This is a genomic window from Micrococcus sp. iso_239 (assembly GCF_056173395.1).
This window is the reverse complement of the sequence record NZ_CM149672.1, coordinates 691,447-716,411: the sequence shown is the minus strand read 5'-3', so window position 1 is coordinate 716,411 and position 24,965 is coordinate 691,447. Positions and strand designations below refer to the sequence as shown.

23 protein-coding genes and 1 tRNA gene are annotated in these 24,965 nt (G+C 73.5%); 4 read left to right on the top strand and 20 right to left on the bottom strand.

Translation table 11 applies throughout. The annotated features are described in order from the left end of the window. The 3 genes from AC0VX2_RS03330 to AC0VX2_RS03320 are packed head-to-tail and all read right to left on the bottom strand — an operon-like array spanning position 1 to position 4,963. Positions 1-1,188 (bottom strand): acyl-CoA dehydrogenase family protein, encoded by a 1,188-nt coding sequence (locus AC0VX2_RS03330; RefSeq protein WP_041104216.1) that lies wholly within the window; start codon positions 1,186-1,188, stop codon positions 1-3. Positions 1,189-1,203: 15 nt separating this feature from the next. Then, on the bottom strand, positions 1,204-3,339 hold the full coding sequence (locus AC0VX2_RS03325) for an acetyl/propionyl/methylcrotonyl-CoA carboxylase subunit alpha (protein ID WP_102708376.1): 2,136 nt from the start codon (positions 3,337-3,339) through the stop codon (positions 1,204-1,206). A 7-nt stretch (positions 3,340-3,346) separates the two neighbouring features. After that, positions 3,347-4,963 carry a carboxyl transferase domain-containing protein gene (locus AC0VX2_RS03320; protein ID WP_036338399.1) on the bottom strand — a complete coding sequence of 539 codons (1,617 nt, stop codon included), beginning with the start codon at positions 4,961-4,963 and terminating at the stop codon, positions 3,347-3,349. A gap of 113 nt (positions 4,964-5,076) precedes the next feature. Here AC0VX2_RS03320 and AC0VX2_RS03315 point away from each other — a divergent pair, with 113 nt between their 5' ends. Together AC0VX2_RS03315 and AC0VX2_RS03310 are read left to right on the top strand one after the other, a co-directional pair. Beyond that, positions 5,077-5,724 (top strand): TetR/AcrR family transcriptional regulator, encoded by a 648-nt coding sequence (locus tag AC0VX2_RS03315; RefSeq protein ID WP_044660003.1) that lies wholly within the window; start codon positions 5,077-5,079, stop codon positions 5,722-5,724. A gap of 104 nt (positions 5,725-5,828) precedes the next feature. Beyond that, complete coding sequence (locus AC0VX2_RS03310) at positions 5,829-6,302, top strand: GNAT family N-acetyltransferase (protein ID WP_044660004.1); 474 nt, start codon at positions 5,829-5,831, stop codon at positions 6,300-6,302. Between the two features lie 105 nt (positions 6,303-6,407). Here AC0VX2_RS03310 and AC0VX2_RS03305 read toward each other — a convergent pair whose 3' ends face one another. From AC0VX2_RS03305 to rpsB, 9 genes are all read right to left on the bottom strand, one after another. Then, on the bottom strand, positions 6,408-7,835 hold the full coding sequence (locus AC0VX2_RS03305) for a dihydrolipoamide acetyltransferase family protein (RefSeq protein ID WP_101965597.1): 1,428 nt from the start codon (positions 7,833-7,835) through the stop codon (positions 6,408-6,410). Next, positions 7,832-8,887: an alpha-ketoacid dehydrogenase subunit beta gene (locus tag AC0VX2_RS03300; RefSeq protein WP_044659478.1), complete on the bottom strand. Its 1,056-nt coding sequence runs from the start codon at positions 8,885-8,887 to the stop codon at positions 7,832-7,834. Before AC0VX2_RS03300 ends, AC0VX2_RS03305 begins: the two co-directional genes overlap by 4 nt. Before the next feature lie 8 nt (positions 8,888-8,895). Next, positions 8,896-10,050: a pyruvate dehydrogenase (acetyl-transferring) E1 component subunit alpha gene (pdhA, locus tag AC0VX2_RS03295; RefSeq protein WP_041105099.1), complete on the bottom strand. Its 1,155-nt coding sequence runs from the start codon at positions 10,048-10,050 to the stop codon at positions 8,896-8,898. Between the two features lie 154 nt (positions 10,051-10,204). Continuing rightward, entirely contained in the window at positions 10,205-10,804 is a 600-nt protein-coding gene (locus AC0VX2_RS03290; RefSeq protein WP_041105097.1) for a DivIVA domain-containing protein, read from the bottom strand. Positions 10,805-10,853: 49 nt separating this feature from the next. Next, positions 10,854-11,690, bottom strand: coding sequence for a phosphatidate cytidylyltransferase (locus tag AC0VX2_RS03285; protein WP_100058556.1), 837 nt, complete (start codon positions 11,688-11,690; stop codon positions 10,854-10,856). Between the two features lie 36 nt (positions 11,691-11,726). Further along, positions 11,727-12,284, bottom strand: coding sequence for a ribosome recycling factor (frr, locus tag AC0VX2_RS03280; RefSeq protein ID WP_036314042.1), 558 nt, complete (start codon positions 12,282-12,284; stop codon positions 11,727-11,729). Positions 12,285-12,337: 53 nt separating this feature from the next. Then, positions 12,338-13,105, bottom strand: a complete 768-nt coding sequence (pyrH, locus tag AC0VX2_RS03275; RefSeq protein WP_002857706.1) for a UMP kinase — start codon at positions 13,103-13,105, stop codon at positions 12,338-12,340. Between the two features lie 208 nt (positions 13,106-13,313). Then, entirely contained in the window at positions 13,314-14,150 is an 837-nt protein-coding gene (gene tsf, locus AC0VX2_RS03270; protein ID WP_010079157.1) for a translation elongation factor Ts, read from the bottom strand. A gap of 103 nt (positions 14,151-14,253) precedes the next feature. Beyond that, complete coding sequence (gene rpsB, locus AC0VX2_RS03265) at positions 14,254-15,156, bottom strand: 30S ribosomal protein S2 (protein WP_036382563.1); 903 nt, start codon at positions 15,154-15,156, stop codon at positions 14,254-14,256. Between the two features lie 404 nt (positions 15,157-15,560). Between rpsB and AC0VX2_RS03260 the strand changes: the two genes are divergently transcribed. Continuing rightward, on the top strand, positions 15,561-16,235 hold the full coding sequence (locus AC0VX2_RS03260; protein ID WP_041105090.1) for a M23 family metallopeptidase: 675 nt from the start codon (positions 15,561-15,563) through the stop codon (positions 16,233-16,235). Here AC0VX2_RS03260 and AC0VX2_RS03255 read toward each other — a convergent pair. Continuing rightward, the gene (locus AC0VX2_RS03255; RefSeq protein WP_070708481.1) at positions 16,171-17,367 is read right to left on the bottom strand and encodes a glycosyltransferase; all 1,197 of its coding nucleotides are present in this window, start codon (positions 17,365-17,367) and stop codon (positions 16,171-16,173) included. The two genes, AC0VX2_RS03260 and AC0VX2_RS03255, sit on opposite strands and share 65 nt — an antisense overlap. Before the next feature lie 312 nt (positions 17,368-17,679). Between AC0VX2_RS03255 and AC0VX2_RS03250 the strand changes: the two genes are divergently transcribed. Next, a complete protein-coding gene (locus AC0VX2_RS03250; protein WP_041105089.1) occupies positions 17,680-18,558 on the top strand; it encodes a C40 family peptidase in 879 nt (292 codons plus the stop codon). A 61-nt stretch (positions 18,559-18,619) separates the two neighbouring features. Here AC0VX2_RS03250 and AC0VX2_RS03245 read toward each other — a convergent pair. From AC0VX2_RS03245 to AC0VX2_RS03215, 7 genes are all read right to left on the bottom strand, one after another. After that, positions 18,620-18,693: transfer RNA gene (locus AC0VX2_RS03245), tRNA-Ile, on the bottom strand. A gap of 45 nt (positions 18,694-18,738) precedes the next feature. Continuing rightward, positions 18,739-19,959, bottom strand: coding sequence for a glycosyltransferase (locus AC0VX2_RS03240; protein WP_020624489.1), 1,221 nt, complete (start codon positions 19,957-19,959; stop codon positions 18,739-18,741). Positions 19,960-20,085: 126 nt separating this feature from the next. Then, positions 20,086-20,727, bottom strand: coding sequence for a CDP-alcohol phosphatidyltransferase family protein (locus AC0VX2_RS03235; RefSeq protein ID WP_020624488.1), 642 nt, complete (start codon positions 20,725-20,727; stop codon positions 20,086-20,088). A gap of 156 nt (positions 20,728-20,883) precedes the next feature. Continuing rightward, positions 20,884-21,807, bottom strand: a complete 924-nt coding sequence (locus tag AC0VX2_RS03230) for a phage holin family protein (protein WP_078026177.1) — start codon at positions 21,805-21,807, stop codon at positions 20,884-20,886. Positions 21,808-21,938: 131 nt separating this feature from the next. Beyond that, positions 21,939-22,772, bottom strand: coding sequence for an aldo/keto reductase (locus tag AC0VX2_RS03225; protein ID WP_044659469.1), 834 nt, complete (start codon positions 22,770-22,772; stop codon positions 21,939-21,941). A gap of 80 nt (positions 22,773-22,852) precedes the next feature. After that, positions 22,853-23,923: a nucleoside hydrolase gene (locus AC0VX2_RS03220; protein WP_144819956.1), complete on the bottom strand. Its 1,071-nt coding sequence runs from the start codon at positions 23,921-23,923 to the stop codon at positions 22,853-22,855. Further along, the gene (locus tag AC0VX2_RS03215) at positions 23,920-24,858 is read right to left on the bottom strand and encodes an SDR family oxidoreductase (protein WP_144819955.1); all 939 of its coding nucleotides are present in this window, start codon (positions 24,856-24,858) and stop codon (positions 23,920-23,922) included. The genes AC0VX2_RS03220 and AC0VX2_RS03215 overlap by 4 nt, the downstream gene beginning before the upstream one ends. Between the last annotated feature and the right edge of the window lie 107 nt (positions 24,859-24,965).

Genomic DNA, 24,965 nt, shown 5'->3' with positions numbered 1-24,965 from the left:
TCAGAGGCCCAGCTCGCGGGCGATCAGCATGAGCTGCACCTCGGTGGTGCCCTCGCCGACCTCGAGGATCTTGGAGTCGCGGTAGTGACGGGCCACGAGGGTCTCGTTCATGAAGCCGTAGCCGCCGAACACCTGGGTGGCGTCCCGGGCGTTGTCCATGGCGGCCTCGCCGGCGATCAGCTTGGCCATGGCGGCCTCGGTCTTGAACGGCTTGCCGGCCAGCATCTTCTGGGCGGCCTCGTAGTAGGCCAGGCGGGCGGCGTGCGCGCGGGCCTGCATGCGGGCGATCTTGAAGGACACGGCCTGGAACTGCCCGATCTTCTGGCCGAACGAGGTCCGCTGCTTGGCGTAGGCGACCGACTCGTCCACGCAGCCCTGGGCCGCGCCGGTGGCCAGGGCCGCGATGGCGATACGGCCCTCGTCGAGGATCTCGAGGAAGTGGGCGAAGCCGCGGCCGCGGGCGCCCAGCAGGTTCTCCTCCGGCACGCGCACGTCCGAGAAGTGCAGGGCGTGGGTGTCCGAGGAGTTCCAGCCGACCTTGTCGTAGGCCTTGGCCACGGAGAAGCCCTCGGTGCCGGCGGGCACGAGGATCGTGGAGATCTCCTTGGCGGGGCGGCCGTCGTGGCCGGTCCTGCCCTCCACGGTGCCGGTCACGGCGGTGACGGTGACGAGCGAGGTGATGTCCGTGCCGGAGTTGGTGATGAACTCCTTGGCGCCGTTGATGCGCCACTGGCCGTCCTCGAGCGCGGCGGTGGTCTGGGTGCCGCCGGCGTCGGAGCCCGCGCCCGGCTCGGTGAGGCCGAAGCCGGCCAGGTGCGTGCCGGCCACGAGGTCCGGCAGCCAGCGCTGCTTCTGCTCCTCGGTGCCGAACTTCAGCAGCGGCATGGCGCCCAGGGAGACGCCGGCCTCGAGGGTGATGGCCACGGACTGGTTGACGCGGCCGAGCTGCTCGAGGGCCAGGGCCAGGGCGAAGTAGTCGCCGCCCATGCCGCCGTACTCCTCGGGGAACGGGAGGCCGAACAGGCCCATCTCGCCCATCTGGGCCACGATCTCGTACGGGAACTCGTGCTGGGCGTCCAGCTCGGCGGAGACCGGGGCCACGACCTCGTCGGCGAACTCGCGGACGGTGTCGGAGAGGACCTGGTAGTCCTCCTCGAGGGCGGGCAGGGTGCGGTGCTTGGTGCTCATGGTCCTCTCCTGTTCTCAGGTGTTCTCTGCGGGTGCTGCGTGCTCGGTGGGCTCGACGACGGCGATCAACGCCTGCGCGGCCACGGCGTCGCCCTCGGCGACGTGGACGGTCACGACGCCGGCGACGGCGGCCGTGACGGGGTGCTCCATCTTCATGGCCTCGACCACCGCCAGCTCCTGGCCCGCGGCCACGGTGTCCCCGGTGGCCACGGACACGGCGACGACGGTGCCCGGCATGGGCGTGCGGGCCTCGGGGGACGCTGCGCCGGCCGGGGCACGACGCGCGGCCGCGGCCGCGCGGGCGGCCTCGACCACCTCGGCCCGGGTGAGGCGGCGGACCTGCCACGCGGCGCCGTCGCGGTGCAGCCACGCTGAGCGCGGGTCCCGCGGGTCACCGGCCAGGAGGTTGACGCCCGCCAGGCCTCCGGCGTCCTCGTCCACCTCGGCGTCGGCGGCGGGGGCGGTGAGGATGCGGTCCTCGTCCCCGACCCGGACGCGCATCCCGGGCTGCGGGGCGCCCGCGCCGCGCCAGCCGTCCGCCCGGGCCCACGCGGTGCCGGCCGCGCGGTGCTCGGCGGCGGCCGCGTCCTCGGACACGTCGGCCAGGGCCTCGGCCGCGAGCGCGGCGAGGTCCTCGGGCAGCGCGGGGGCGGTCCACGCCTCGAGGCCGTCGATCAGCTCGGTGGTGAGCCGGCCGGTCCGCACGTCCTCGCGGGCCGCGAGCTCGCGCAGCCAGCCCAGGTTGGAGCGGACGCCGAACAGCACGGTGTCCGCGAGCGCGGCGTCGAGCCGGTCCAGGGCCTCGGCGCGGTCGGCGCCACGGGCGATGAGCTTGGCGATCATCGGGTCGTAGAAGCCGGTGATCTCGGGCTGTGCGCCGTCGACGTCCACGGGGTCCACGGCGCCGGCGGCGGGGCCAGTCTGCGGTCCGGAGCCGAACGCGCGCTCCTCGGCCGGCCGGGAGGGCAGCAGGAGCGTGTCGACGCGGACGCCCTCGCCGGCGGGCTCGCGCCAGCGCAGCACCGGCCCGGTGGAGGGCAGGAAGCCGTTCGCGGGGTCCTCCGCGTAGACGCGGGCCTCGACGGCGGCGCCGTCGAGGGTCACGTCCTCCTGGGCGAAGCCGAGCGGCCCCCCCGCGGCGATGCGCAGCTGCAGCTCCACGAAGTCCAGGCGCTGTCCGCGCACCCGGACGACCTCCTCGGAGACCGGGTGCTCCACCTGCAGGCGGGTGTTCATCTCCATGAAGAAGAACTCGTCCGGGTTCTCGTCCGAGACGAGGAACTCGACGGTGCCGGCACCGCGGTAGCCCACGGACACGGCCGCGTCCACGGCGGCCCGGCCCAGGCGCTCGCGGAGCTCGGCCCCGTGCGCCAGCCCGGTCAGCAGGGGCGCGGGGGCCTCCTCGATCACCTTCTGGTGGCGGCGCTGCAGGGAGCACTCGCGCTCACCCAGGTGCACGGTGGCGCCGTGGGCGTCCGCGAACACCTGCACCTCGACGTGCCGGGGCGCGGTGATGAGCCGCTCGAGCAGCAGCGTGTCGTCGCCGAACGCCGAGCGCGCCGTGCGCCGGGCCGAGGCGAGGGCGCCGGGCAGCTCCTCGGCGGCGCGCACGGCCACCATGCCCTTGCCGCCGCCGCCCGCGGAGGGCTTGATCAGCAGCGGGAAGCCGACGCGCTCGGCCTCGGCCGTGATCTGCTCGTCGGTGAGCGTGGGGTCCTGGATGCCGGGGACCACCGGCACGTCGTACGCGGCCACGGTCTCCTTCGCGCGGATCTTGTCCGCCATCGCGTCGAGCGAGGCCACGGGCGGGCCCACGAACACGATGCCGGCCGCCTCCAGCGCGCGGGCGAAGTCGGCGTTCTCGGACAGGAAGCCGTAGCCGGGGTGCACGGCCTGGGCGCCGGTGCGGCGCGCGGCGTCGACGACGGCGTCGATGTCCAGGTACGACTCGCGGGCCGGAGCCGGGCCGAGGCGGACCGCCGTGTCCGCCTCGCGGACGTGCCGCGCGTCGGCGTCGGCGTCGGAGTGCACGGCCACCGAGCGGATGCCGAGGCGGCGCAGGGTGCGGATGACGCGCACGGCGATCTCGCCGCGGTTGGCCACCAGCACGGTGTCGAACAGGGGCGTCCCCTGGGCGTGGTTCTCGGTCACTGGTGGCTCACATGCGGAACAGGCCGAACCGGGAGTCCGGCAGCGGGGAACGGGAGATGACGTCGAGGGCCAGGGAGAGCACCCGGCGGGTCTGGCCGGGGGTGATCACCCCGTCGTCCCAGAGGCGGGCGGTGGAGTACAGGGGGCTGCCCTGGTCCTCGTACTGCCGACGGACCGGCGCCTGGAAGGCCTCGACCTCCTCGGAGGACATCGGCTCCTCCCCCGCGGCGGCCCGCTGGTCCTGCTTGATCTGCGTGAGCACGGAGGAGGCCTGCGGGCCGCCCATCACGGAGATGCGCGCGTTCGGCCACATCCACAGGAAGCGGGGTGAGTAGGCGCGGCCGCACATCGCGTAGTTGCCGGCGCCGAACGAGCCGCCGATCACCACGGTCAGCTTGGGCACGCGGGCGGTCGCGACGGCGGTGACCATCTTGGCGCCGTCGCGCGCGATGCCGCCGGCCTCCGCGTCCCGACCCACCATGAAGCCGGAGATGTTCTGCAGGAACAGCAGCGGGATGCCGCGCTGGTCGCACAGTTCGATGAAGTGCGCGCCCTTGCGGGCGGAGTCTCCGAACAGGATGCCGTTGTTGGCGAGGACGCCCACGGGGTGGCCGTCGATCCGCGCGAACGCGGTGACCAGGGTGGTGCCGTAGAGGGGCTTGAACTCGTGGACGGAGCCGCCGTCCACGAGGCGGTCGATCACCTCGCGCACGTCGTAGGGGGTGTTCACGTCCACGGGCACGACGCTGGTCAGCTCGGCCGGGTCCTTGGCGGGCTCCGCGGCGGGGGCGACCTCCCAGGCCGGCGCCTCGGCCGGGGGCAGGGTGGCCACGATGTCCCGGAGGATCTGCATGGCGTGCAGGTCGTCGTCCGCCAGGTGGTCCGCGACGCCGGAGCGCTCGGCGTGCAGCCGGCCGCCGCCGAGGTCCTCGGGCGAGACGTCCTCCCCGATCGCGGCCTTCACGAGCGGGGGGCCGCCGAGGAAGATGGTGCCCTGCTCGCGCACGATCACGGTCTCGTCCGACATGGCCGGCACGTACGCGCCGCCCGCCGTGGAGGAGCCGCACACCGCGGCCAGCTGCGGGATGCGCTGCGAGGAGAGCAGCGCCTGGTTCCGGAAGATGCGGCCGAAGTGCTCGCGGTCCGGGAAGACCTCGTCCTGGCGGGGCAGGAACGCGCCGCCGGAGTCCACGAGGTAGATGCACGGCAGGCGGTTCTCCAGGGCGATCTCCTGGGCCCGCAGGTGCTTCTTCACCGTCATGGGGTAGTAGGTGCCGCCCTTCACGGTGGCGTCGTTGCCGACCACCATCACGAGGCGGCCGTGGACCAGGCCGATGCCCGCCACGACGCCGGCGGCGGGGCTGTCCCCGTCGTACAGGCCGTGCGCGGCCAGCGCGCCGACCTCGAGGAAGGGCGAGCCCTCGTCGAGCAGCGCGTCGATGCGGTCCCGCACCAGCAGCTTGCCGCGGCCGGTGTGGCGCTCGCGCGAGCGCTCGGGCCCGCCGAGCGACGTGCGGGCGACGAGGTCGGCGAGCTCCTGCTCGAGCCGAGCGTGGCCGGCCGCGTTGCGCTCGGCCACGGTGGGCGCGGACTGCGCGGCCGGGGCCGGGGTGCTGGCGGTCATGAGACCCCCTTCAGTGAATGACGACTAACTGAACCGAGCCTCAGTGTAGTGACGATCGTCACTGACGTCGACCGGGCGCCCGGCGCGCCTCGTCTCGTCCTACAGTGGAACCCATGCCCGCCGCCGATCCCGCGTCCCCCGCCGCCCCGGCGACCCCGCCGACCGCCCGGGAGGCCGCCAAGGCCCGACGCCGGGTGGACCTGCTCGCGGCCGCGGCGCGACTGTTCGCGGCCCGGGGCTTCGACGCGGTCCGCCTCGAGGACATCGGCGCCGCGGTCGGGATCAGCGGCCCCGCCATCTACCGCCACTTCGCCGGCAAGGCCGCCGTGCTCACGGCGATCCTCGACACGGCCTCGCAGGACCTGCTCGACGGCGGGCTGGCCGCCGAGGCGCAGCACGCGCCGGGGGCGGAGACCCTGCGGGCCCTCATCGGCTTCCAGGCGGACTTCGCCCTCGCCCAGCGCGACGTGATCCGTGTGCAGGACCGCGACATGTCCGCCCTGCCCGACGGCGCGCGCACGGCCATCACGCGCACCCAGCGCGCCTACATCGACGTGTGGGCGCGCCAGCTGCAGGTCGTCCACCCCCACGAGGACCAGGCCACCGCCGTGTTCCGCGCCCAGGCCGTGCTGGGCCTGCTCAACTCCACCCCCCGCTCGGTGCGGCGCACCGCGGCCGACCGCGCGGCCCGCCGTGCGACCCTCGTGGCCATGGCCTGGGCCGCGGCCACGGCCCCCGGACCGCTGTCCGGCGAGGACTGAGCGGACGGCACCGGCCCGGCGGGCCGACGTCGTGCCCGGTGGTACGGTGGCCGGTACCCGCGACGGCGGACGCCGTCGAACCCCGCCCCGAGAGGTCCACCGCCGTGCTTCTTCGTGACGTCCGACCCGAGGATCTGGACGAGTTCTTCCTCCACCAGCAGGACGAGCAGGCCAACCTGATGTCCGCCTTCGCCCCCCGCAACCCCCGGGACCGCGGTGTCTTCGACTACCACTGGGCCCACCTGCTCGGGGACGAGGACACCGTCGTGCGGACCATCGAGCACGAGGGCCGCGCCGTGGGTGCGCTCGTGTGCATCCAGCAGGACGGCGTGGGCGAGCTGTCCTTCTGGACCGCGCAGGACTACTGGGGCCTGGGGCTGACGACCGCGGCCGTGGACCGGTTCCTGGAGGAGCACACCGCCCGCCCGCTGCGGGCGCACGTGCCCGAGGACAATGTGGGCTCCGTGAAGGTGCTCTCCCGCCGCGGCTTCGAGACCGTCGGCGAGGAGAAGGTCTTCTCCAACGCCCGTGCCGAGGTCATCACCGAGCTCGTGATGGAGCTGCCCGCCGCCGACTGAGCGCGCCCCGCGGCCCCCGCCGTGCCGGCGGCCGCACCGGTCTGCCACGACGACGGCCCCGCCTCCCGGTGCCCGGGTGGCGGGGCCGCGGCGCGTCCGGGGCGCTCAGACCATGGTCAGGGTCAGACCCGGGCGGCGCAGGATCGCGCCGACGTCCGCGAGGAAGCGCGAGCCCTGCTCGCCGTCCACGAAGCGGTGGTCGAACGAGAGGGACAGCGTCATGACGTCCCGCAGGGCGATCTCGCCGCGGTGCTCCCACGGCATCCTCCGGACCTGGCCGATCGCGATGATCGCCCCCTCGCCCGGGTTGATGATCGGGGTGCCCGCGTCCACGCCGAACACCCCGACGTTCGTGAGCGTGAAGGTGCCGCCGGCCAGGTCCGCCGGGGACAGCCGCCCCTCGCGGGCGAGGCCCGTGAGATCGCGGATGGCGTCGGCCAGCTCCCTCAGGCTCATCGCCTGGGCGTCCTTGACGTTCGGCACCATCAGCCCGCGGGGGGTGGCGGCGGCGAAGCCGAGGTTCACGAAGTTCTGCTGGACGATCGTCCCGGCGGCCTCGTCCCACCGGGCGTTGACGTCCGGGGTGCGCTCCATCGCCACGAGGCACGCCTTGGCGGCGAGCGTCATGGGCGTGAGCTTGACGTCCCGGAACTCGCGGGAGGCCTTGAGCTCGGCGAGCAGCTCCATGGTCTCGGTGACGTCCACCTGCAGGAACTCGGTCACGTGCGGGGCGGTGAACGCGGACTGCACCATGGCCGCCGCGGTCGCCTTGCGCACGCCCTTGACCGGCACGGCCTCGGTGCGCGGGCGGCCACCCAGGGTGCGGACGCCCCCGGTCGAGCCCGACTCGGCGCCGGACTGCGGCGGCGCCGCCGCGGCCGCGGGCTGCCCGCCCCCGGCCAGGAACGCCTCGACGTCCGCGCGGGTGATGACCCCGCCCACACCCGTGCCGGTGACCTGCTCCAGATCCACGCCCGCGCGGCGCGCGTACAGGCGCACGGGCGGAGTGCACCGGGGTCGCTCGCCCGGGGCCGGCTCGTGGGCCGCGTCCGCGCGGTCCGGCTCGGCGGCCTCGGGCTGCGGGCGCCCGGCGCCGGCGGGGGCCGCCTCCGACGTGGACGGCGCCTGTCCGCGGGCGGGCTCACCCACCGGGGCGGCCGACGTCGCCGGTGCCGCTGAGCCGCGCCGCGCACGGCGGCCGGGCTTGCCGGTGTCCGGCGCGGCGCCGTAGCCGACGAGGGTGGGCACGCGGCCGTCACCCTCGGCGGGCCCGCCGACGTCGGGCTCGGCGCCCTCGAGGGTGAAGGTCACCAGGGGCGCACCGACCTCGAGGGTCTCACCCTCGGCGCCGTGCAGGGCCGCGACGACGCCCGCGAACGGGCTCGAGACCTCGACCACGGCCTTGGCCGTCTCGACGTCGGCGAGCACCTGGTTCACGCTCACCGCGTCGCCCTCGGCCACGCGCCACGTCACGATCTCGGACTCGGTCAGGCCCTCGCCGAGGTCGGGCAGGCGGAAGGTCTTCTGGCTCATCGGGTCTCCTCCCCGGCGTTCTGGGCCGCGAGGAACTGCTCGGCGGTCTCGGGGGCGGCGAACGCGTCCACGGAGTCCAGCGAATTCGGTCGGCCCAGAGCACGGTCCAGGCCGTCGAGGATGCGGTCGAGGTCCGGCAGGTGCAGGTGCTCGAGCTTGGACGGCGGGTAGGGCACGTCCATGCCGGTGACGCGCACCGGCGGGGCCTCGAGCCAGTGGAACGCGCGCTCGGCCACCGTGGCCACGAGCTCGGCGCCGAGGCCGCCGGTGCGGGAGGCCTCGTGCGCCACGACGAGCCGGCCGGTGCGCCGCACCGAGGACTCGACGAGGCCGGTGTCCAGCGGGGACAGGCTGCGCAGGTCGACCACCTCGACCTCGACGCCCTCCTCGGCCGCCACCTCGGCGGCCTGCAGGGCGGTCTTCACGAGCGGGCCGTAGGCCACGAGCGTGGCGTCACGGCCCTCGCGCAGGATGCGGGCCGGGCTCATCGGCGGGATCGCGACGTCCAGGTCCACGTCGCCCTTGTCGTGGTAGCGACGCTTGGGCTCGAGGTAGACCACCGGGTCCTCCGAGGCGATCGCGGCGCGGATGAGGTCGTACCCCTCCTGTGGGGAGGACGGGGAGACCACGCGCAGGCCCGCGGTGTGCAGGAAGTAGGCCTCGGGCGACTCGGAGTGGTGCTCCGGGGAGCCGATGCCGCCGCCGAAGGGGATGCGGATGGTGACCGGCATCGGCACGGCGCCGCGGGTGCGGGCACGCAGCTTGGCCAGGTTCGCCACGATCTGGTCGAACGCCGGGTACACGAAGCCGTCGAACTGGATCTCGACGACGGGCCGGTAGCCGCGCATCGCCAGGCCGATGGCCGTGCCCACGATGCCGGACTCGGCCAGCGGGGTGTCGAGCACCCGGTCCTCGCCGAACTCGGCCTGCAGGCCGTCGGTGATGCGGAACACGCCGCCGAGGGCGCCGATGTCCTCGCCCATGAGCAGGACCTTGGGGTCGTCGGCCAGGGCACGGTGCAGGCCGCGGTTGATCGCACGGCCGAAGGTCATGCGCTCGCTCACGCGCCCGCCTCCTCGTCGTCGAACTGCTGCAGGTAGAGGGCGTGCTCGCGGCGCTGCCGCTCGAGCTCCTGGTGGGGCTCAGCGTAGATCTCGTCGAAGAGCCTGTCCGCGCCGTCCTCCTCGAGCGCCTCGAGGGCGCGGCGGACCTCGGCCGCCAGCTCGTCGGCCTCGGCCTGGGCCTGTGCGAGCACGGCGTCCACGTCCACATCGAGGGTGCGCAGGTGCGCCTCCACGCGGGTCAACGGGTCACGGGCCTTCCAGGCCTCGAGCTCGGCGTCGTCCCGGTAGCGGGTGGGGTCGTCCGCGGTGGTGTGCGGGCCCATGCGGTAGGTGACGGCCTCGATGAAGGTGGGACCGCCCCCGTCGGCCGCGCGCTCGACGGCGGCGCGGGTCGCGGCGAGCACGGCCAGGACGTCGTTGCCGTCCACGCGCATCGACGGGATGCCGAAGCCCCACGGGCGGTCCGCGATGCTGCGGCGGGTCTGCAGGCGCACGGGCTCGGAGATGGCCCAGTGGTTGTTCTGGCAGAAGAACACCACGGGCGACTGGTACGAGGCGCTGAAGACCATGGCCTCGTTGACGTCTCCCTGGCTCGTGGCGCCGTCGCCGAAGTAGACGATCGTGGCGACGTCCGCCTGGTCCCGCTGGACGCCCATCGCATAGCCGACGGCGTGCAGGGCCTGCGCGCCGATGATGATCTGCTGGGTGGCCACCCGCGTCTCGTTCGGGTCCCAGCTCGAGAACGTGGAGCCGCGCCACACCCGCAGCAGGTCCAGCGCGGGGACGCCGCGCAGCAGGGCCACGCCGTTCTCGCGGTAGGACGGGAAGACGAAGTCGTCCGGGCGCAGCGCGACGGCGGAGCCCACCTGGGCGGCCTCCTGGCCCAGCAGCGGCGGCCACAGGGCCAGCTCGCCCTGACGCTGCAGGTGCGTGGCCTCGACGTCGAGGCGACGGACCACGGCCATCTGGCGGTACAGCGCGGCGAGGGCGTCGGCGTCGACGTCCTCGATCCACGGGTCGAGCTCCGGCTGCGGACGGCGGCGGCCCTCCGCGTCGAGCACCTGGAGCATCACGGCCTCGGCCGGGCCCGCCGGGGGCGGAGAGCCGGCGGACTGTCCGCCGGTGGGACGGGTGTGGTCCACGAGGGTCACTGCACTGCCTTCCGATCGACGCCCACGGTGCGGGGCGAGGGAGTTGTACGCATGCGCGAGCAGGGGTGGAGCGCGCGGCGTCTCGGTGGTGTGATTGTAATCACTCCAGTGTGATCTGCGCCACTCTCCCGGGCCGCCGCGCGAGGGCAGGGTGTCAGGCGCGGCGCAGCAGCACGTCGACGGCGGCGTCGAGGTAGGCGTCGACCTGGCCCTCCTCGTAGCCGGCGGCACCCTCCGCCTCGCCGAACGACGCGCGGCGCACGTCGTCCGCGGTCAGCCCGCCCTCGGCGTCGGGATCCGTCGAGCCCTCCGCGCCGGCCAGGGTGACGCGCAGGCGGTCCACGAGCGCGTCCACCTGGTCCACGTCGTAGCTCACAGCGTCCGCGCGGGAGGGGCGGCGGAAGCGCTCCGCCGGGGCCCGATCGGCGCGGGCCACGAGTTCGGCCACGCGCTCCTCGAGGTCCGCGGCCCAGTCCTCGTCCCCGCGCTCGGCGACGAAGGCCTGACGCTCGGCGGCGGCCAGCTCCTCCTCCAGACGGTCCAGCTCGTCGTCCACCTCGTCGGTGGCGTAGCCGCCGTTGACGGTCGCGAAGCGGGCCTGGCGCACCTCCTCCGCCGTCAGCGGGGCACCGCCGTCGCGCGCCTCACGGGCACGCGCCATGAAGGCGTCCACGTGGGTGGTCTCGTAGCCGATCTCGTCCTGCTCGACGAGCTCGAAGACCGGCTCGGTGTCCGGGGTGGTGCGGGGGGTCATGGGCGTCTCCTGCGGTGCGGGTCCCGGCCGTGCCGGGTCGAGGGGTGGATCAGGTCAGGGGCAGCGCCAGCACGGTGTAGGCCACCGGCGCGGCGAACACGAGGGAGTCCAGGCGGTCCATCACGCCGCCGTGGCCGGGCAGGGCGGAGGACATGTCCTTGATGCCGAGCTCACGCTTGACCATGGACTCAGAGAAGTCCCCCGAGGTGGCGGCGGCGACGGTGGTCACGCCGAGGACGGCGCCGACCCACCACGGCTGGCCGACCAGCAGGGGGACGGCGACGACGCCCACCAGCACCGAGCCCGCCAGGGAGCCGGCCAGGCCCTCCCAGGACTTCTTGGGGCTGATGCGCGGGGCGATCGGGGTGCGGCCGAAGCGGTAGCCCACGATGTAGCCGAACGTGTCGTTGGAGACCACCATCAGCAGCAGGACCGCCACCATGCGGTGCCCCAGCGGCTCGTCCAGGAGCGCCGCGGCGAAGGAGAGCAGGAACGGCGCCCACAGCACGATGAACACGCCCGCGAGCATGAACTGGCCCGCCGGACGCCGCCGCGTCAGCGCCGTCCACACGGCCACCAGCGCCAGGCATGCCACCAGGGCGATGAACAGCGCGGGCACCCCCCACCGCCACGCGGTGAGCGGCAGGACCGCCGCGGCCACCCAGAGCGGGGGCCGCGGCACGTCCAGGCCGATGCCGCGCACCACCGTCGCGATCTCGGACACCGCGCCGACCAGCAGGGCGACCACGAGGAGGACCAGCAGCCAGTCGAGCCAGAAGAGGCCGACCAGGGCCGTCGCCAGCAGCCCCACCCCCACGAGGACGGCGGACTTGAGGTCGCGGCCGCCGCGCGGAGGTGCGGGCGAGGTGGACACGGCGGAGGTCATGGGGAGGTCATGGGGCGAGCGCGGACGGCGGGAGGCTCAGACCTCCAGCAGCTCCTGCTCCTTGTTCTTGGCCATCTCGTCGATGAGCTCGACGTGGCGTTTGGTGAGCGCGTCCAGCTCCTTCTCGCCGCGGGCGCCCTCGTCCTCGCCGACCTCGCCGTCCTTGACGGCCTTGTCCATGGCCTCCTTGGCCTTGCGGCGGGCATTGCGCACGGAGATCTTGTGCTCCTCCGCCTTGGACTTGACCAGCTTCACGTACTCCTTGCGGCGCTCCTCGGTCAGCTCCGGCATCACGATGCGGATGACCTTGCCGTCGTTGGACGGGTTCGCGCCGACCTCGGACTCGGACAGCGCCTTCTCGATGTTGCGCAGGGCCGACTGGTCGAACGGGGTGATGAGCAGCGTGCGGGCGTCCGTGGTGGTGAAGGACGCCAGCTGCTGCAGCGGGGTGAACGAGCCGTAGTAGTCGACCATCACCTTGGAGTAGAGGCCCGGGTTGGCGCGGCCGGTGCGCACGGAGGCGAAGTCCTCACGCGTGGCCTCGATGGTGCGGTCCATCTGCTCTTCGGCGGACTGCAGGGTCTCCTGGATCACGGTGTCTCCTCGGTGTGGTGGAACAGGTCTGCCGCCATCCTACGCGGCGCGCCTCAGACGGTGACGGTGGTGCCGATCGGCTCGCCGAGCAGGGCGCGGGTCACGTTGCCCGGGCCCTCCATGCCGAACACGCGCATGTCCAGGTCGTTGTCCTTGCACATGGTCATGGCGGTCAGGTCCATCACGCGGATGTTCCGCAGCAGCGCCTCGTCGTAGGTCAGGTGCGTGAGACGCTCGGCGGTGGGGTCCTTCTTGGGGTCCGCGGTGTAGACGCCGTCCACGCCGGACTTGGCCATCAGGACCTCGTCCGCCCCGACCTCGAGGGCACGCTGGGCCGCCACGGTGTCCGTGGAGAAGTAGGGCAGGCCGGTGCCTGCGCCGAAGATCACGACGCGGCCCTTCTGCATGTGGCGGATGGCGCGCAGCGGGATGTAGGACTCCGCCACCTGCTCCATGTGGATGGCGGACTGCACGCGCGTGGTGACCCCGGCCTGGATGAGGAAGTCCTGCAGGGCCAGGCAGTTCATCACGGTGCCGAGCATGCCCATGTAGTCGGCCCGACGGCGGTCCATCCCGTTCTCGGACAGCTCGGCGCCACGGAAGAAGTTGCCGCCGCCGACGACGATCGCGATCTCCACCTGGTCCGCCGCGGCGGCGATCTGCTCGGCGATGCCGCGGACGGTCTCCGGGTCCACGCCGATCTTGCCGCCGCCGAACACCTCGCCCGAGAGCTTGAGGAGCACGCGACGGCGGCCGGTGTCGTCCGAGGTCTGCGGGGCGTGGGCGGTGGTCGGGTCCTCGGGGGCGCGGTTCGTCTCCATGGGAAGCATCTCCTGGTCGGTGGGGGGTCGGGCCGGGGACGGCCGTCCCGGGGGCGGACACGCGGACGGGGTGGCCGCCCGGTCGGGGCGGCCACCCCGTCATGCGATGGTCGTCGGCGCCATCCGGCGCCGGAGTGGACCTCGGGTCGCTCCCGATCCTACGCCCCCGCGGGGCGTGGACCGGGAGCGGCCGGTCCGGGTGCGGCGGTCAGTTGCCGACGCGGAAGCGGGCGAACCCGGTGACGTTGGTGCCGGCGTCGGAGGCGACCTTGCCGACGGTCTGCTTCGGGTCCTTCGCGAACGGCTGGTCCACGAGCACGATCTCCTTGAAGAAGCCGGTCAGGCGGCCCTCCACGATCTTCGGCAGGGCCTGCTCCGGCTTGCCCTCGGCACGGGCGGTCTCATCGGCGATGCGACGCTCGTTCTCGACGGTCTCGGCCGGCACGTCCTCACGGGTGAGGTACGTGGGCGAATAGGCCGCGGTGTGCACGGCGATGTCGTGCGCGGCGGTCTTGGCGTCGGCGGAGTCGGCGTCCACGGCGAGGAGCACGCCCACCTGGGCCGGCAGGTCCTTGGAGGTCTTGTGCAGGTAGGCGTCCACGAAGGCGCCCTCCACGCGGGCCAGGCGGCGCACGGCCACCTTCTCGCCCAGCAGGGCGCCCTCCTCGGTCACGTAGTCGCCCAGGGTGCGGCCCTCGTAGTCGGAGGCCAGCAGGCCGTCGACGTCGGTGGCGCCGGAGGCGACGGCGGCGCGCAGCACCACGTCGCCCAGGGCGATGAACTTGTCGGCCTTGGCCACGAAGTCGGTCTCGCAGTTGAGCTCGATCATGACGCCGACGCCGTTCTCGACGGTCGCGGCCACGAGGCCCTCGGCGGCGGAGCGGCCCTCGCGCTTGGTGGCGCCCTTGAGGCCCTTCACGCGGATGATCTCGATGGCCTTCTCGGCGTCGCCGTCGGCCTCGTCCAGAGCCTTCTTCACGTCCATCATGCCGGCGCCGGTGCGCTCGCGCAGGGCCTTGATGTCAGCAGCGGTGTAGTTCGCCATGCTCGTTCGGTCCTTCCCGTGGTGTGGGTTGTGCGGGATGTTCGGGGTCTGATCCGGTCCGTCGGCCCGGCCGGGTGGGGCCGGGCCGACGGGCCGGCCGGGATCACTCGCCCTGCGGGGCGGCCTCGGCGGCGGGGGCCTCGGCCTGCTCGGCCGGCGCCTCGGCGGCGGGGGCCTCGGCCTGCTCGGCCGGCGCCTCGGCGGCGGGGGCCTCGGCCTGCTCAGCCTGCTCGGCCTGCTGGGCGTTGTGCTGCTCGAGCAGCTCGCGCTCCCACTCGGCCATCGGCTCGGCGGCCGCCTGGCCGGACTTGCCGCCCTGACGGGCGATCAGGCCCTCGGCGACGGCGTCCGCGACCACGCGGGTCAGCAGGTTCACGGAGCGGATGGCGTCGTCGTTGCCCGGGATCGGGTAGGCGACCTCGTCCGGATCGCAGTTGGTGTCCAGGATGGCGACGACCGGGATGCCGAGCTTCTGGGCCTCGTCGACGGCCAGGTGCTCCTTCTTGGTGTCCACGACCCACACGGCGGAGGGGGTCTTGGCCATGTTGCGGATGCCGCCGAGGTTGGCCTGCAGCTTCTCGAGCTCACGGTTGAGCAGCAGCAGCTCCTTCTTGGTGAACTGCGAGCCGGCCACGTCCTCGAAGTCGATCTCCTCGAGCTCCTTCATGCGCTGCACGCGCTTGGAGACGGTGGAGAAGTTGGTCAGCATGCCGCCGAGCCAGCGGTGGTTCACGTAGGGCATGCCCACGCGACCGGCCTGCTCCGCGATGGCCTCCTGGGCCTGCTTCTTGGTGCCGACGAACAGGATGGTGCCGCCGTGGGCGACGGTCTCCTTGACGAACTCGTAGGCGCGGTCGATGTAGGACAGCGACTGCTGGAGGTCGATGATGTAGATGCCGTTGCGCTCGGTGAAGATGAAGCGCTTCATCTTGGGGTTCCAGCGGCGGGTCTGGTGGCCGAAGTGGACACCGGAGTCGAGGAGCTGGCGCATGGTCACGACGGGCATGACGTTCCCTTCTGTGGCAGCCGTGGCACCCCGCGCTTCACGCGCGGGCGGTCTGCCGGTCGATTTCTTGACGGTTGGCGGCCGGCCCGGTCGGGCGGCCCCTGGCACCACGACGGCGGGCTGCCGGGCCCCACGAGCACCCGCGCCGACGTCCTCTCCAGGAGGACGGCGGGGACGGGACCGAGCGTGGGGGCTGGGCCGCTGAAGCGACCCACCGCGATGCGCGGAGTCGGCGTCCGGGGCACAGCACAGGGCCGGCCACAGGACACCGCTGAGGTGAATCCTACCCCAGGTGGGCGCCCGCTCCCATCGCCGACTCCTGCACAGGGGCCGGTGCGGCGGGCGCTCTCCACGATGGGACTGCGGGCCTGCCACGCGGCCGCCCGGAACGCCAGGCTGACGCCATGACCCCTCGCACGCTCCTCCCCCGTCCGCTCCCGCGTCCGCGCATCGCGGGGTGCGTCGCGGCAGCCCTGCTCGCCTGGCTCGTCCTCGCCCTGGGGATGGGCGACCTCGGCCCCGTGTCCCGGGCCACGCCCGCACCGTCCACGCGTGACGCGCTGCTCCTCGTCGCGGCGTCCCCGGCAGGTCCGGGCGCGACGGCCGCGCCGGTCGCGTGGCACCCGCCCGTCGCCGGCGCCGCCCCGGATGACGTGCTCCGCGCGTTCGTCGCACCCGAGCGACCGTGGAGTCGGGGGCACCGGGGCGTGGACCTCGCCGTGCAGACCGGGGCTCCGATCCAGGCGCCGGCGGCGGGCCGGGTCGTGTTCGCCGGGGTCGTGGTCGACCGCCCCGTGCTGACCCTGGAGCACGAGGACGGGACCCGCAGCTCGCTCGAGCCAGTGGAGGCGGATGTCGCCGTGGGGGCCGTCGTCGCCGCGGGCGACCCGGTGGGGCGACTGGCCGGGGCGCCACCGCACTGCACGCGCGCGTGCGTGCACTGGGGCGTGCGGGAGCCCGACGGCTGGCGTGTGGGGGAGGCGGCCTTCGACCGCTACCTCGACCCGCTGGTGCTCATCGGGTGGAGCGGCCCGTCCGTGCTCTGGCCGCACGCCGCGCCACACCCAGCGCGGCCGTGAGGTCCAGGAGCCGGCGGGCGGACTCGTCCCAGCTGAACCGGGCCGCCTGGGCGACGCTCGCCCGGGAGGCCACGGCGAACTCGGCGGGATCCTCGAGCTCCCGCACGCGGGCGGCGAGCGCGGCCGCCCGGTCCCCCTCGAGCGGGACACCCCGGAAGGACGGGGTGCCCGCGCCGGCGATCTCGCGGAAGATCGGCAGGTCCGAGCACACCACCGGCGTGCCATGGGCCATCGCCTCGGCCACGGGCAGGCCGAAGCCCTCGGCGCGGGAGAGGGTGACGGCCGCGGTGGCCCGGCGGAGCAGGCGCACGTACTCGGCCTCGTCGGTGCCGTCGTGGAACACCACGTCTGCGCCGTCGGCCCCTGCGACGGCGCGACGCTCGGCCAACCGGTCCTCGAGCTGCCCGCGGCGCTCCGGGCTGATGCGGGAGAGCAGGTGCAGCGTGTAGCCCGGCAGCAGCGGCGCGGCGGCCACGAGGGACTCGACGTCCTTGTAGTCCATGAACGAGCCCATGTAGAGCAGCGTGCGCTCCGGGGTCTCGTCCGGGTCCCGCGGCTCCGGGACCGCCTGCGCCGCGTTCGCGACGACGTGGACCGGACGCCGGGTGAGGCGGTGCCGGGCGATGAGCTCCGCCGTCGTCCGGGAGACCGTGGCGACCGCGTCCGCGCGGTCGAGCAGGAGCCGCTGCGGGATCTTGGTCAGGTGATAGGCCCGCCAGAGCCAGCGGATCGGCTCGGACAGGTTCCGCGGCGGGGTGCGGTGCTCGTAGTAGATGAGGTCGTGGAGCGTGAGGATCAGGGCGTAGTCCCGCCCCCACGACCCCATGGTCTGCATGGGCGAGAAGACGACGTCCGGTCGCAGACGCGCGACCTGACGGGCCACGAACGGCTCGCGTGGGGAGGTGGGGCCGGAGACGAGGTGCCACGGCACGCCGTCCGGGAGCAGGGCCAGCTGTCGTTCGTCCGAGATCAGCATCGCGACCTCGACGTCAGCCCCCGCCGGGCCCGGTGCGGCGGCCCGGCGGGCGACCGCCTCGAGGAGGCTCGCGCCGTAGCGGGAGATGCCGTCGTGGAAGTCGGTGCGGGTGTAGCGGGCGTCCATCAGCAGGCGCAGGGGGCGGGAGGGGCTCACCCGGACCACGCTAGCGCCGCGCCGGAGCGGGGCGGGGACAGCCGCGCGCGGAGGGTGTCGAGCGGGGGGTGTCGAGCACCGAGCGGCCACCTGGACGACATCCGAATTTCTGATTGCGTTTCGATAACGATCGTGTATCTTGATCACGGATCGGTTACGACCGGTCCGCCACACCGGGGCTTCCTCCGCATCCGCGCGTACCCGGTCATCCGCACTGCTCGTCAACTCGCACCCGCGGTCCGGCCTCGTTCCGGGCACCGCCCCGAGGCACCACCCTCACGGGCCGCAGGTCCTGTCCGGGAAGAAGATCTGATGTCTGTGACCTCCCCGCACGCCGCCGCGCGTCGCGCCCCCCGCACCGCCGCCGCCTCCGTGGCGCTCGCCCTGGGCGCCGCCGCCCTGACCGGCGTCGGCACCGTGTCCGTCGCCGAGACCGCCCAGGCCGCCGAGACCACCTACACCGTCCGCTCCGGCGACGGCTGGTGGATCATCGCCCAGCGCACCGGCGTCTCCATGTCCACGCTGCAGTCGCTCAACGGCATGACCGCCGCGACCGTGCTGCACCCCGGCATGGTCCTCAAGACCTCCGGCACCGCCACCCCGGCCCCGGCCCCGGCGCCGTCCACCTCGGGCTCGACCTACACCGTGCTGGCCGGCGACGGCTGGTGGATCATCTCCTACCGCACGGGCGTGTCCGCCTCGGTCCTACAGTCCATCAACGGCATGACCTCCTCGACCATGCTCCACCCGGGAATGGTCCTGAAGACCACCTCGGTCTCCACCTCCAGCGCCCCTGCCCCTGCGCCGGCGCCCGCGTCCAAGCAGGCTGCCGTCGACTACGTGCGCTCCGCCGTCCGGAACCCGTCCTCCTATTACGTGTGGGGCGGCAACGGCCCCTCCGGCTTCGACTGCTCCGGCCTCACCCAGCAGGCCATGGCCCGGGCCGGCATCTCCATCCCGCGCCGCGCCGGCGACCAGTACCTCGCCGCGAAGTCCTACGTGCCGATCTCCCAGGCCCAGCCCGGCGACCTCGTGTTCTATGCGAACCAGTCCACCGGCCGCATCTACCACACGGCCATGTACATGGGCGGCGGCCAGCTCGCCCACGCCCTCAACGAGGACGCGGGCCTAGTGTTCACCTCCACGACGATCATGAAGTCCGACATGCTCGCGGTGGCCGCCCGCTACTGAGCACCGGCACGACGACGGCCCCCGGCCCGCGCCATACCGCGCGGCCGGGGGCCGTTTTCTGTAGGGCGTGCGGGACTTGAACCCGCGACCCAGGGATTATGAGTCCCCTGCTCTGACCGACTGAGCTAACGCCCCTCCCCCGCGGCATCGCGCGGGACCCGCCCATCCTACCGACGGGTCTCAGAGCATCGCGCGGACCTCGGCGGCCGTCGCGCCGCGGTAGAGGCGCTCGAAGATGTCCACCGTCTTCTGGGCGGAATGATGCAGGGCCTTCGCGTGGGACGCCTCGCCCATGGCGGCGCGGTCCGCGTCCGAGAGGTCGAGGATCCGGGCGATCCGATCGGCCAGGGCCACGTGGTCCCCGGGCGGGAAGAGGTGGCCGTTGACGCCCTCGTCCACGAGGTGGGGCAACGCGAGGGCGTCCGCGAGGACCACCGGGGTGGACGCGCTGAGCGCCTCGAGGGTCACGAGGGACTGCAGCTCCGCCGTGCCCGGCTGGCAGAACACGTCGGCGCGCAGGTAGGCCGCCCGCAGCTCCTCCTCGGAGACGTGGCCGCGCAGCAGGACGCGGTCGGCCACCCCCTCCTCGTCCACCGTGGCACGGATGCGGTCGCGCTGCTCGCCGTCGCCGACGATCTCGGCGTGCACGTCCAGGTCGGGGCGGGTGCGGGCCAGGTGCGCGATCGCACGGATCAGCACCTCCACGTTCTTCTCCACGGCCAGCCGCCCCACGAAGAGCACGACCGGATGGCCGGGATGGTCCACCCTCTCCCCCGGCTGCAGCTCGTAGGCGCTCGCGTCGATGCCGTTGGAGACCGGGAGAACGTTGTCCAGGCCAGCGTGCTCGGCCATGGCCTGCGCGGCGAGGGCCGTGGGGGTGGTGACCACCGCGCCCTTGCCCATGAGTCGACCCATGTCCTTCCACGACACCCGGGAGACGATGTCCAGGAACCACTGCGGGAACGGCAGGAACGGCTCGAGGTTCTCCGGCATGAAGTGGTTCGTGGAGACGATCCGGATGCGGCGCCGCTCGGCCTCGTTGATGGCGGCCTCGCCGATCATGTAGTGGCACTGGGCGTGCACGACGTCCGGCTGGACCTCGCGGTAGATGCGGCGGAAGGAGATCTTGGCATGCCGCGGGAGCACCACACGGTAGTACTCGTGCGTCGGCGCCGGCAGGGAGCGCAGCAGGTGCACGGTGGCCTCCGGCCGGTGCTCCACGGTGTCCGGGCCGGCGTCACTGCGCGGCATCACGACGTGGACCTCGTGGCCGCGCGCGTGCAGCGCCGTGGCGAGGCGGTGGCCGAAGGTGGCGGCCCCGTTGACGTGCGGCGGATAGGTGTCTGCGGCGATCAGCACCTTCAGGGGGCGGTCGGCGGCGATCCCGGGACGGTCGGACACGGCGGTCCCTCTCTGTGGTGGCGATGGCACGACGGCGCCCGGCCCGTGCCGTGAGGATCGGCCGCGGGCACGGCGCGCGTCCCACGGTAGCAACCGTCGGCGCCGGCACGAGGATGCGCGAGGGGGTCAGCCCCGGCGGGACGGGTGCTCGCGCGGGTCCTGACCGTCCGCCCGCAGGCCGCGGGCCTTGCCCACCGCGCGCACGAGGTAGTCCCCCGCGGCGAGGATGTGCAGCAGGCAACCGGCGCCGACCAGAGCCAGGGCCACGCCGCTCCACGGGCCGCCGTCGACCCCCGGCACACGGGCGAGCAGCAGCAGGGGCGTGCCCACCAGCAGCAGCGCGGTGCGCACCTTGCCCAGGACCGTGACCGGCAGATCCGGGCTGCCGCCGAACAGCCACAGGCACACGGCGGCGAGCACGAGGTCCGGGATCGCGATGGCCAGGGCGAGCCAGAGCGGGGCGATACCGGTGGCCACGAACGTCACGGCCACCACCAGCAGGGAGAGGCGGTCCGCCACCGGGTCGAGCCACCGCCCGACCGTGGAGATCATGTCGAACCGGCGCGCCACGTAGCCGTCCACCCAGTCCGTGCCGGAGAGCACCGCCAGGATCACGAACGCGTCCAGGTGCCGGCCGTCGACGGTGAGCCACACGAACACCGGGACCAGGGCGAAGCGGGCCAGGGTGATGAGGTTCGGCACGGTCAGCCAGGTGTCGCGGACGCGGTACTCGTGGCCCTCGCGCAGGCCGACGTCGATCACACGCATGGGTCGCTCCTCCAGGGTCCGCGGGCGGACGCCCCCGCCGGGCGCCCCACACGCCCAGCCTACCGACGCCGTCGCCCCTCCCCGCAGACGACGAGGCCCCGATCCGTGGGGATCGGGGCCTCAGGGGCCGGGGAGGGCGGGCACCCCCCCCCCGGGTCAGCGGCGGCGCAGGCGGCCGGCGAGCGCCACGAACGCGGCGGAGGAGGCGCCGAGCAGCGCGAGCGGCTGCCAGTTGTCCTTCACGTAGTCCTCGGCCTCGGCGGTCCGCTCCCCCGCGCGGGCGGCACCGGTGAACGGCGCGGTCTGCTCGGTGGCGTGTGCGGTCTCGGGGGTGACGCCGCGACCCTTGCGCTGCGCGGCGAAGGCCGCGAGCTGGCCCTTCACGCTGGTCTTCTCGTCCAGGCCGGAGCGGATGTCGCCCAGGTGGCGGCGGCGCAGGTCGGCACGGCGACGGATCTCCGCCTCGCTGGCGTCGGCGCGGTCCGGATGGGGAGCGGCCTCGCCGTTCTTGCGGGCCTTCTTGTTCTCCTCCTTCTCCACCTTCTTCCGCTCGGCCTCGCGGGCGGCCTCGACACGCTTGGCCTCGGCGCGCTCCGCCTTGAGGCGGTCGTACTCGGCCGGATCGAAGGCGTTGCCCTCCTTGAGGTAGCCGAGGTCGTACTCGAGGTTGCGCACGATCTCCTGCGGCACGAGCGGCATGGCGCCCTTGACCATCATGAGGCCGACGCCGGCGAAGATCAGGCCGAGCACGAGGAACGCCAGCGCCACCATCAGCGCCGGGAACCAGAAGGTCGGGTCGGCGAAGGCGCCGATCAGGGTCACCACGAGGGCGACCACCATGAGTGCGAGGAAGAACAGGCCCACCACCGCGATGCCGGCGCCGATGCCGGCCTTCTTGCCCTTCGCGGCCACGTGCCTCTTGGCGAGCTCGAGCTCGTCCTTCATCTGCAGGGGCAACAGGCGCACGACGGCGCCGAGCAGGTCGGTCAGCGAGCTCGCGCGGGTCTGCGGGGTCACCGGGACGGCGGTCCGCGGCGCGCGGACCTTCGACGCATCGGCGGGGGGAGCCTGGTGGGACATGGTGCATGCCTTCCGTGGAGTGCCTGGACAGATGCGCCCGGGCGGCGCGGCGGTCGCCGGGCATTCTCGAGCAAAGCTATCACCGGCCCGCCCCCAGGGGGACGGGCCGGGTGCGCGCGATGGCGGCTGGATCAGAAGTCGATGACCGCCGGGTCGGGGCCGAGACGGCCGTCCTCGCGGTCCAGCGCGTCGATCCGGGCGACGTCGTCGTCGGTCAGCTCCACCCCCGCGGCCTCGAGGTTCGAGACGATGCGCTCGGGCGTCACGGACTTGGGGATGACCACGAAGCCGTGGGCGAGGTGCCACGCGATGACCACCTGGGCCGGCGTCGCGCCGCGGGCCTCGGCGATCTCCGTGACCACGGGGTCGGCGAGGAGGTCGCCGCCCTGACCGAGCGGGGACCAGGACTCGTGGACGATGCCGTGGCGGCCCTCGACCTCGCGCAGCTCGCGCTGCTGCCAGTACGGGTGGGTCTCGACCTGGTGGATCACGGGCACCACGCCGGTGGCCTCGATGATCTCCTCGAGCTGGGCGGCCGGGAAGTTGGAGACGCCGATCGAGCGCACCTTGCCCTGCTTCTGCGCCTCGATCAGGGCCTTCCAGGTGTCCAGGTACTTCCCCTGCGCCGGCTTGGCCCAGTGGATGAGGTAGAGGTCGACGTAGTCGGTGCCGAGCTTGTCGAGCGAGACGTCGAGGGCGGCGAGCGCCTCCTCGTAGCCCTGGTCCGAGTTCCACACCTTGGTGGTGAGGAACAGCTCCTCGCGGGCGACGCCGGACGCGGCGATGCCGCGGCCCACGCCCTCCTCGTTCCCGTAGATCGCGGCGGTGTCGATGTGGCGGTAGCCGGCGCGGATCGCCTGCTCGACGACGTCGGCCGCGACGTCGTCCTCGACCTGCCACACGCCGAGCCCGAGCTGCGGGATCTGCTGGCCGTCGTGGAAGGGGACGGTGGGAACGTCGGTCATGAGGGAGCTCCTGGAGGGTCGGGGTCGGGCGGATGCCTCGGGTGCAACCGCACGCGGACGGGGGGCATTCCCGACGGCGGTCACCGGGCCGGGGAACCGCCGTCGAGCGTGCGCTCCCCCGCGACGACGGCGCCCACCGCGCGGGCGAAGGCCGCGAACACCTCCGCGGGGTCGTTGGCCGTGACGAGCCGGGCGTTGGGGCGCCTGCCCCAGATGTCCCGCGTGTCGTGGACGGTGGTGCCGCGCAACAGCTCCGAGTCCGCCTCGACGTCGACGACGGTGGCCCGCGTGGCGATGCGGGCCTGGCCCGCGGCCACCTGGGCGGCGAAGAGGTCGTGCAGGTGGGCGATGTAGCCCTGGTCGTAGTCGTGGTGGAACTCGAAGTAGAAGCGCAGCGCGTCGGCGAGCACGTCCAGGACGGGGCGGCCGGTCGCGGCGGCCGGCCCGGCGACCCGCGGTCGGTCCGCGGACCAGCCGACGGGGCGGGCCCCGGCGTCGGCCAGGAGGCCGTCCAGCAGGGCCGGCGTGTACTCGATCCGCTCCGTGGTCTCGAGCGCGCACACCACCGGCAGGCGATCCTCGGGCAGGCCCTCGACGGCCGCGAACACCTCCTTCGCGGCGTCCGGGTCCACCCAGGTGTTCCACTCGGCGGTGGGCGTGGTGTTGCCCGGATGATAGAAGGAGCCGCCCATGATCACGATGCCGCGGGCGAGGAACGGCAGGCGCGGCTCGACGCGCAGCGCGAGGGCCAGGTTCGTCAGCGGCGCGGTGCAGAGGATCGTCGTCTCCCCGGGGTGGGCCCGCAGCTCGTCCAGCCACACCTCCACGGCGGGCCGGGGCGAGAGCCACTCAGGGCGCCGATCGATCCGGGCATGGCCGAGACCGCCGTCGCCGTGGGTCTCCGGGGTGGTGACCGCGGGCCGGCGCAACGGGGTCTCGGCACCGACGGCCACCTCGACGTCGGCCCGACCGGCCAGGTCCAGCACCGCAGCCGTGTTCAGGGCGCAGTCCCGGGCGGTCGCGTTGCCTCCCGTGGTCGTGACGGCTGCGAGCTCGGGGCCGACACCCAGGCGGTGGGCGCCGACGAGGTGGAGCAGGGCGCAGGCATCGTCGATGCCGGTGTCGACGTCGGCGAGGAGGCGGGCGGTCACGGGGTGGGCGTGCCGCCGTTGGCGTTGAGGGTCTCGCCGTTGACGTAGCTGGACTCGCCCGAGGCAAGGAACACGTAGGCGGGCGCCATCTCCACGGGCTGGCCGGCGCGGCCGATGGGGGTGCTGTGGCCGAACTCGGGCAGCTTCTCCTCGGGCTCACCGTAGGACACGTGCTGCACCGTCCAGATGGGCCCGGGCGCCACCGCGTTGACACGGATGCCCTTCGGGCCGAGCTGCTCGGCCAGGCCCTTGGTGAAGTTGTTGATGGCGCCCTTGGTGGCCGCGTAGTCGAGGAGCCTCGGGTTGGGGTTGTAGGCCTGCACCGAGGTGGTGTTCACGATCGTGCTGCCCGGGCCCATGTGCTTCAGCGCGGCGCGGCTGAGCGTGAACATGGACATGATGTTGATCTGGAACGTCTCGTGGACCTGCTCGTCCGTGAGATCGGCCAGGTCATCGGAGATGAACTGCTTGCCCGCGTTGTTCACGAGGATGTCCAGGCCACCGAGGCGCTGCGCGGCCTCGTCCACGAGGGAGGCGCGGTAGTCGGCGTCCATCAGGTCGCCCGGCAACGCGACGGCGGTGCGCCCGGCCGCCTCGATCGCCGCCAGGACGCGGTCGGCGTCGGGCTGCTCCTGAGGCAGGTAGGCGATGGCGACGTCCGCGCCCTCACGGGCGTAGGCGATGGCGACCGCGGCACCGATGCCGGAGTCGCCGCCGGTGATCAGGGCCTTGCGGCCGGTCAGCCGACCCATCCCCCGGTACGAGTCCAGACCGATGTCCGGGACGGGATCCGTCTTCACGTCCAGGCCCGGCTCGGGCTGGCGCTGCTTGTCGACGCGGAGCTTCGGGTGGCGGGTGCGCGGGTCGTCGTGGGCCAGTTGGGAGTCCTGCACGGGGATCGCGGGGGCGTCGTCCTTCTTCTCTGGAGTGGTCATGGGCCCGATGCTACGCGGCGCGCGCCAGAGGGTGACAAGGGACGGAGCGCGGCGTCGTCGGCGGGGTGGCCCACGCGACGACGGCGCGGCGGCTAGGCATCAGCGCG

Excerpts from the sequence above, each read along its gene's own strand:
- AC0VX2_RS03330 (WP_041104216.1), bottom strand. The coding sequence starts at position 1,188 with ATGAGCACCAAGCACCGCACCCTGCCCGCCCTCGAGGAGGACTACCAG.
- AC0VX2_RS03315 (WP_044660003.1), top strand. The coding sequence starts at position 5,077 with ATGCCCGCCGCCGATCCCGCGTCCCCCGCCGCCCCGGCGACCCCGCCG.
- AC0VX2_RS03300 (WP_044659478.1), bottom strand. The coding sequence starts at position 8,887 with ATGACCTTCGGCCGTGCGATCAACCGCGGCCTGCACCGTGCCCTGGCC.
- AC0VX2_RS03250 (WP_041105089.1), top strand. The coding sequence starts at position 17,680 with ATGTCTGTGACCTCCCCGCACGCCGCCGCGCGTCGCGCCCCCCGCACC.
- AC0VX2_RS03285 (WP_100058556.1), bottom strand. The coding sequence starts at position 11,690 with ATGACCTCCGCCGTGTCCACCTCGCCCGCACCTCCGCGCGGCGGCCGC.
- pyrH (WP_002857706.1), bottom strand. The coding sequence starts at position 13,105 with ATGGAGACGAACCGCGCCCCCGAGGACCCGACCACCGCCCACGCCCCG.
- AC0VX2_RS03230 (WP_078026177.1), bottom strand. The coding sequence starts at position 21,807 with ATGTCCCACCAGGCTCCCCCCGCCGATGCGTCGAAGGTCCGCGCGCCG.
- rpsB (WP_036382563.1), bottom strand. The coding sequence starts at position 15,156 with ATGCCCGTCGTGACCATGCGCCAGCTCCTCGACTCCGGTGTCCACTTC.
- AC0VX2_RS03305 (WP_101965597.1), bottom strand. The coding sequence starts at position 7,835 with ATGAGCCAGAAGACCTTCCGCCTGCCCGACCTCGGCGAGGGCCTGACC.
- AC0VX2_RS03260 (WP_041105090.1), top strand. The coding sequence starts at position 15,561 with ATGACCCCTCGCACGCTCCTCCCCCGTCCGCTCCCGCGTCCGCGCATC.
- AC0VX2_RS03215 (WP_144819955.1), bottom strand. The coding sequence starts at position 24,858 with ATGACCACTCCAGAGAAGAAGGACGACGCCCCCGCGATCCCCGTGCAG.
- AC0VX2_RS03320 (WP_036338399.1), bottom strand. The coding sequence starts at position 4,963 with ATGACCGCCAGCACCCCGGCCCCGGCCGCGCAGTCCGCGCCCACCGTG.
- AC0VX2_RS03225 (WP_044659469.1), bottom strand. The coding sequence starts at position 22,772 with ATGACCGACGTTCCCACCGTCCCCTTCCACGACGGCCAGCAGATCCCG.
- AC0VX2_RS03235 (WP_020624488.1), bottom strand. The coding sequence starts at position 20,727 with ATGCGTGTGATCGACGTCGGCCTGCGCGAGGGCCACGAGTACCGCGTC.
- tsf (WP_010079157.1), bottom strand. The coding sequence starts at position 14,150 with ATGGCGAACTACACCGCTGCTGACATCAAGGCCCTGCGCGAGCGCACC.
- AC0VX2_RS03290 (WP_041105097.1), bottom strand. The coding sequence starts at position 10,804 with ATGACCCCCCGCACCACCCCGGACACCGAGCCGGTCTTCGAGCTCGTC.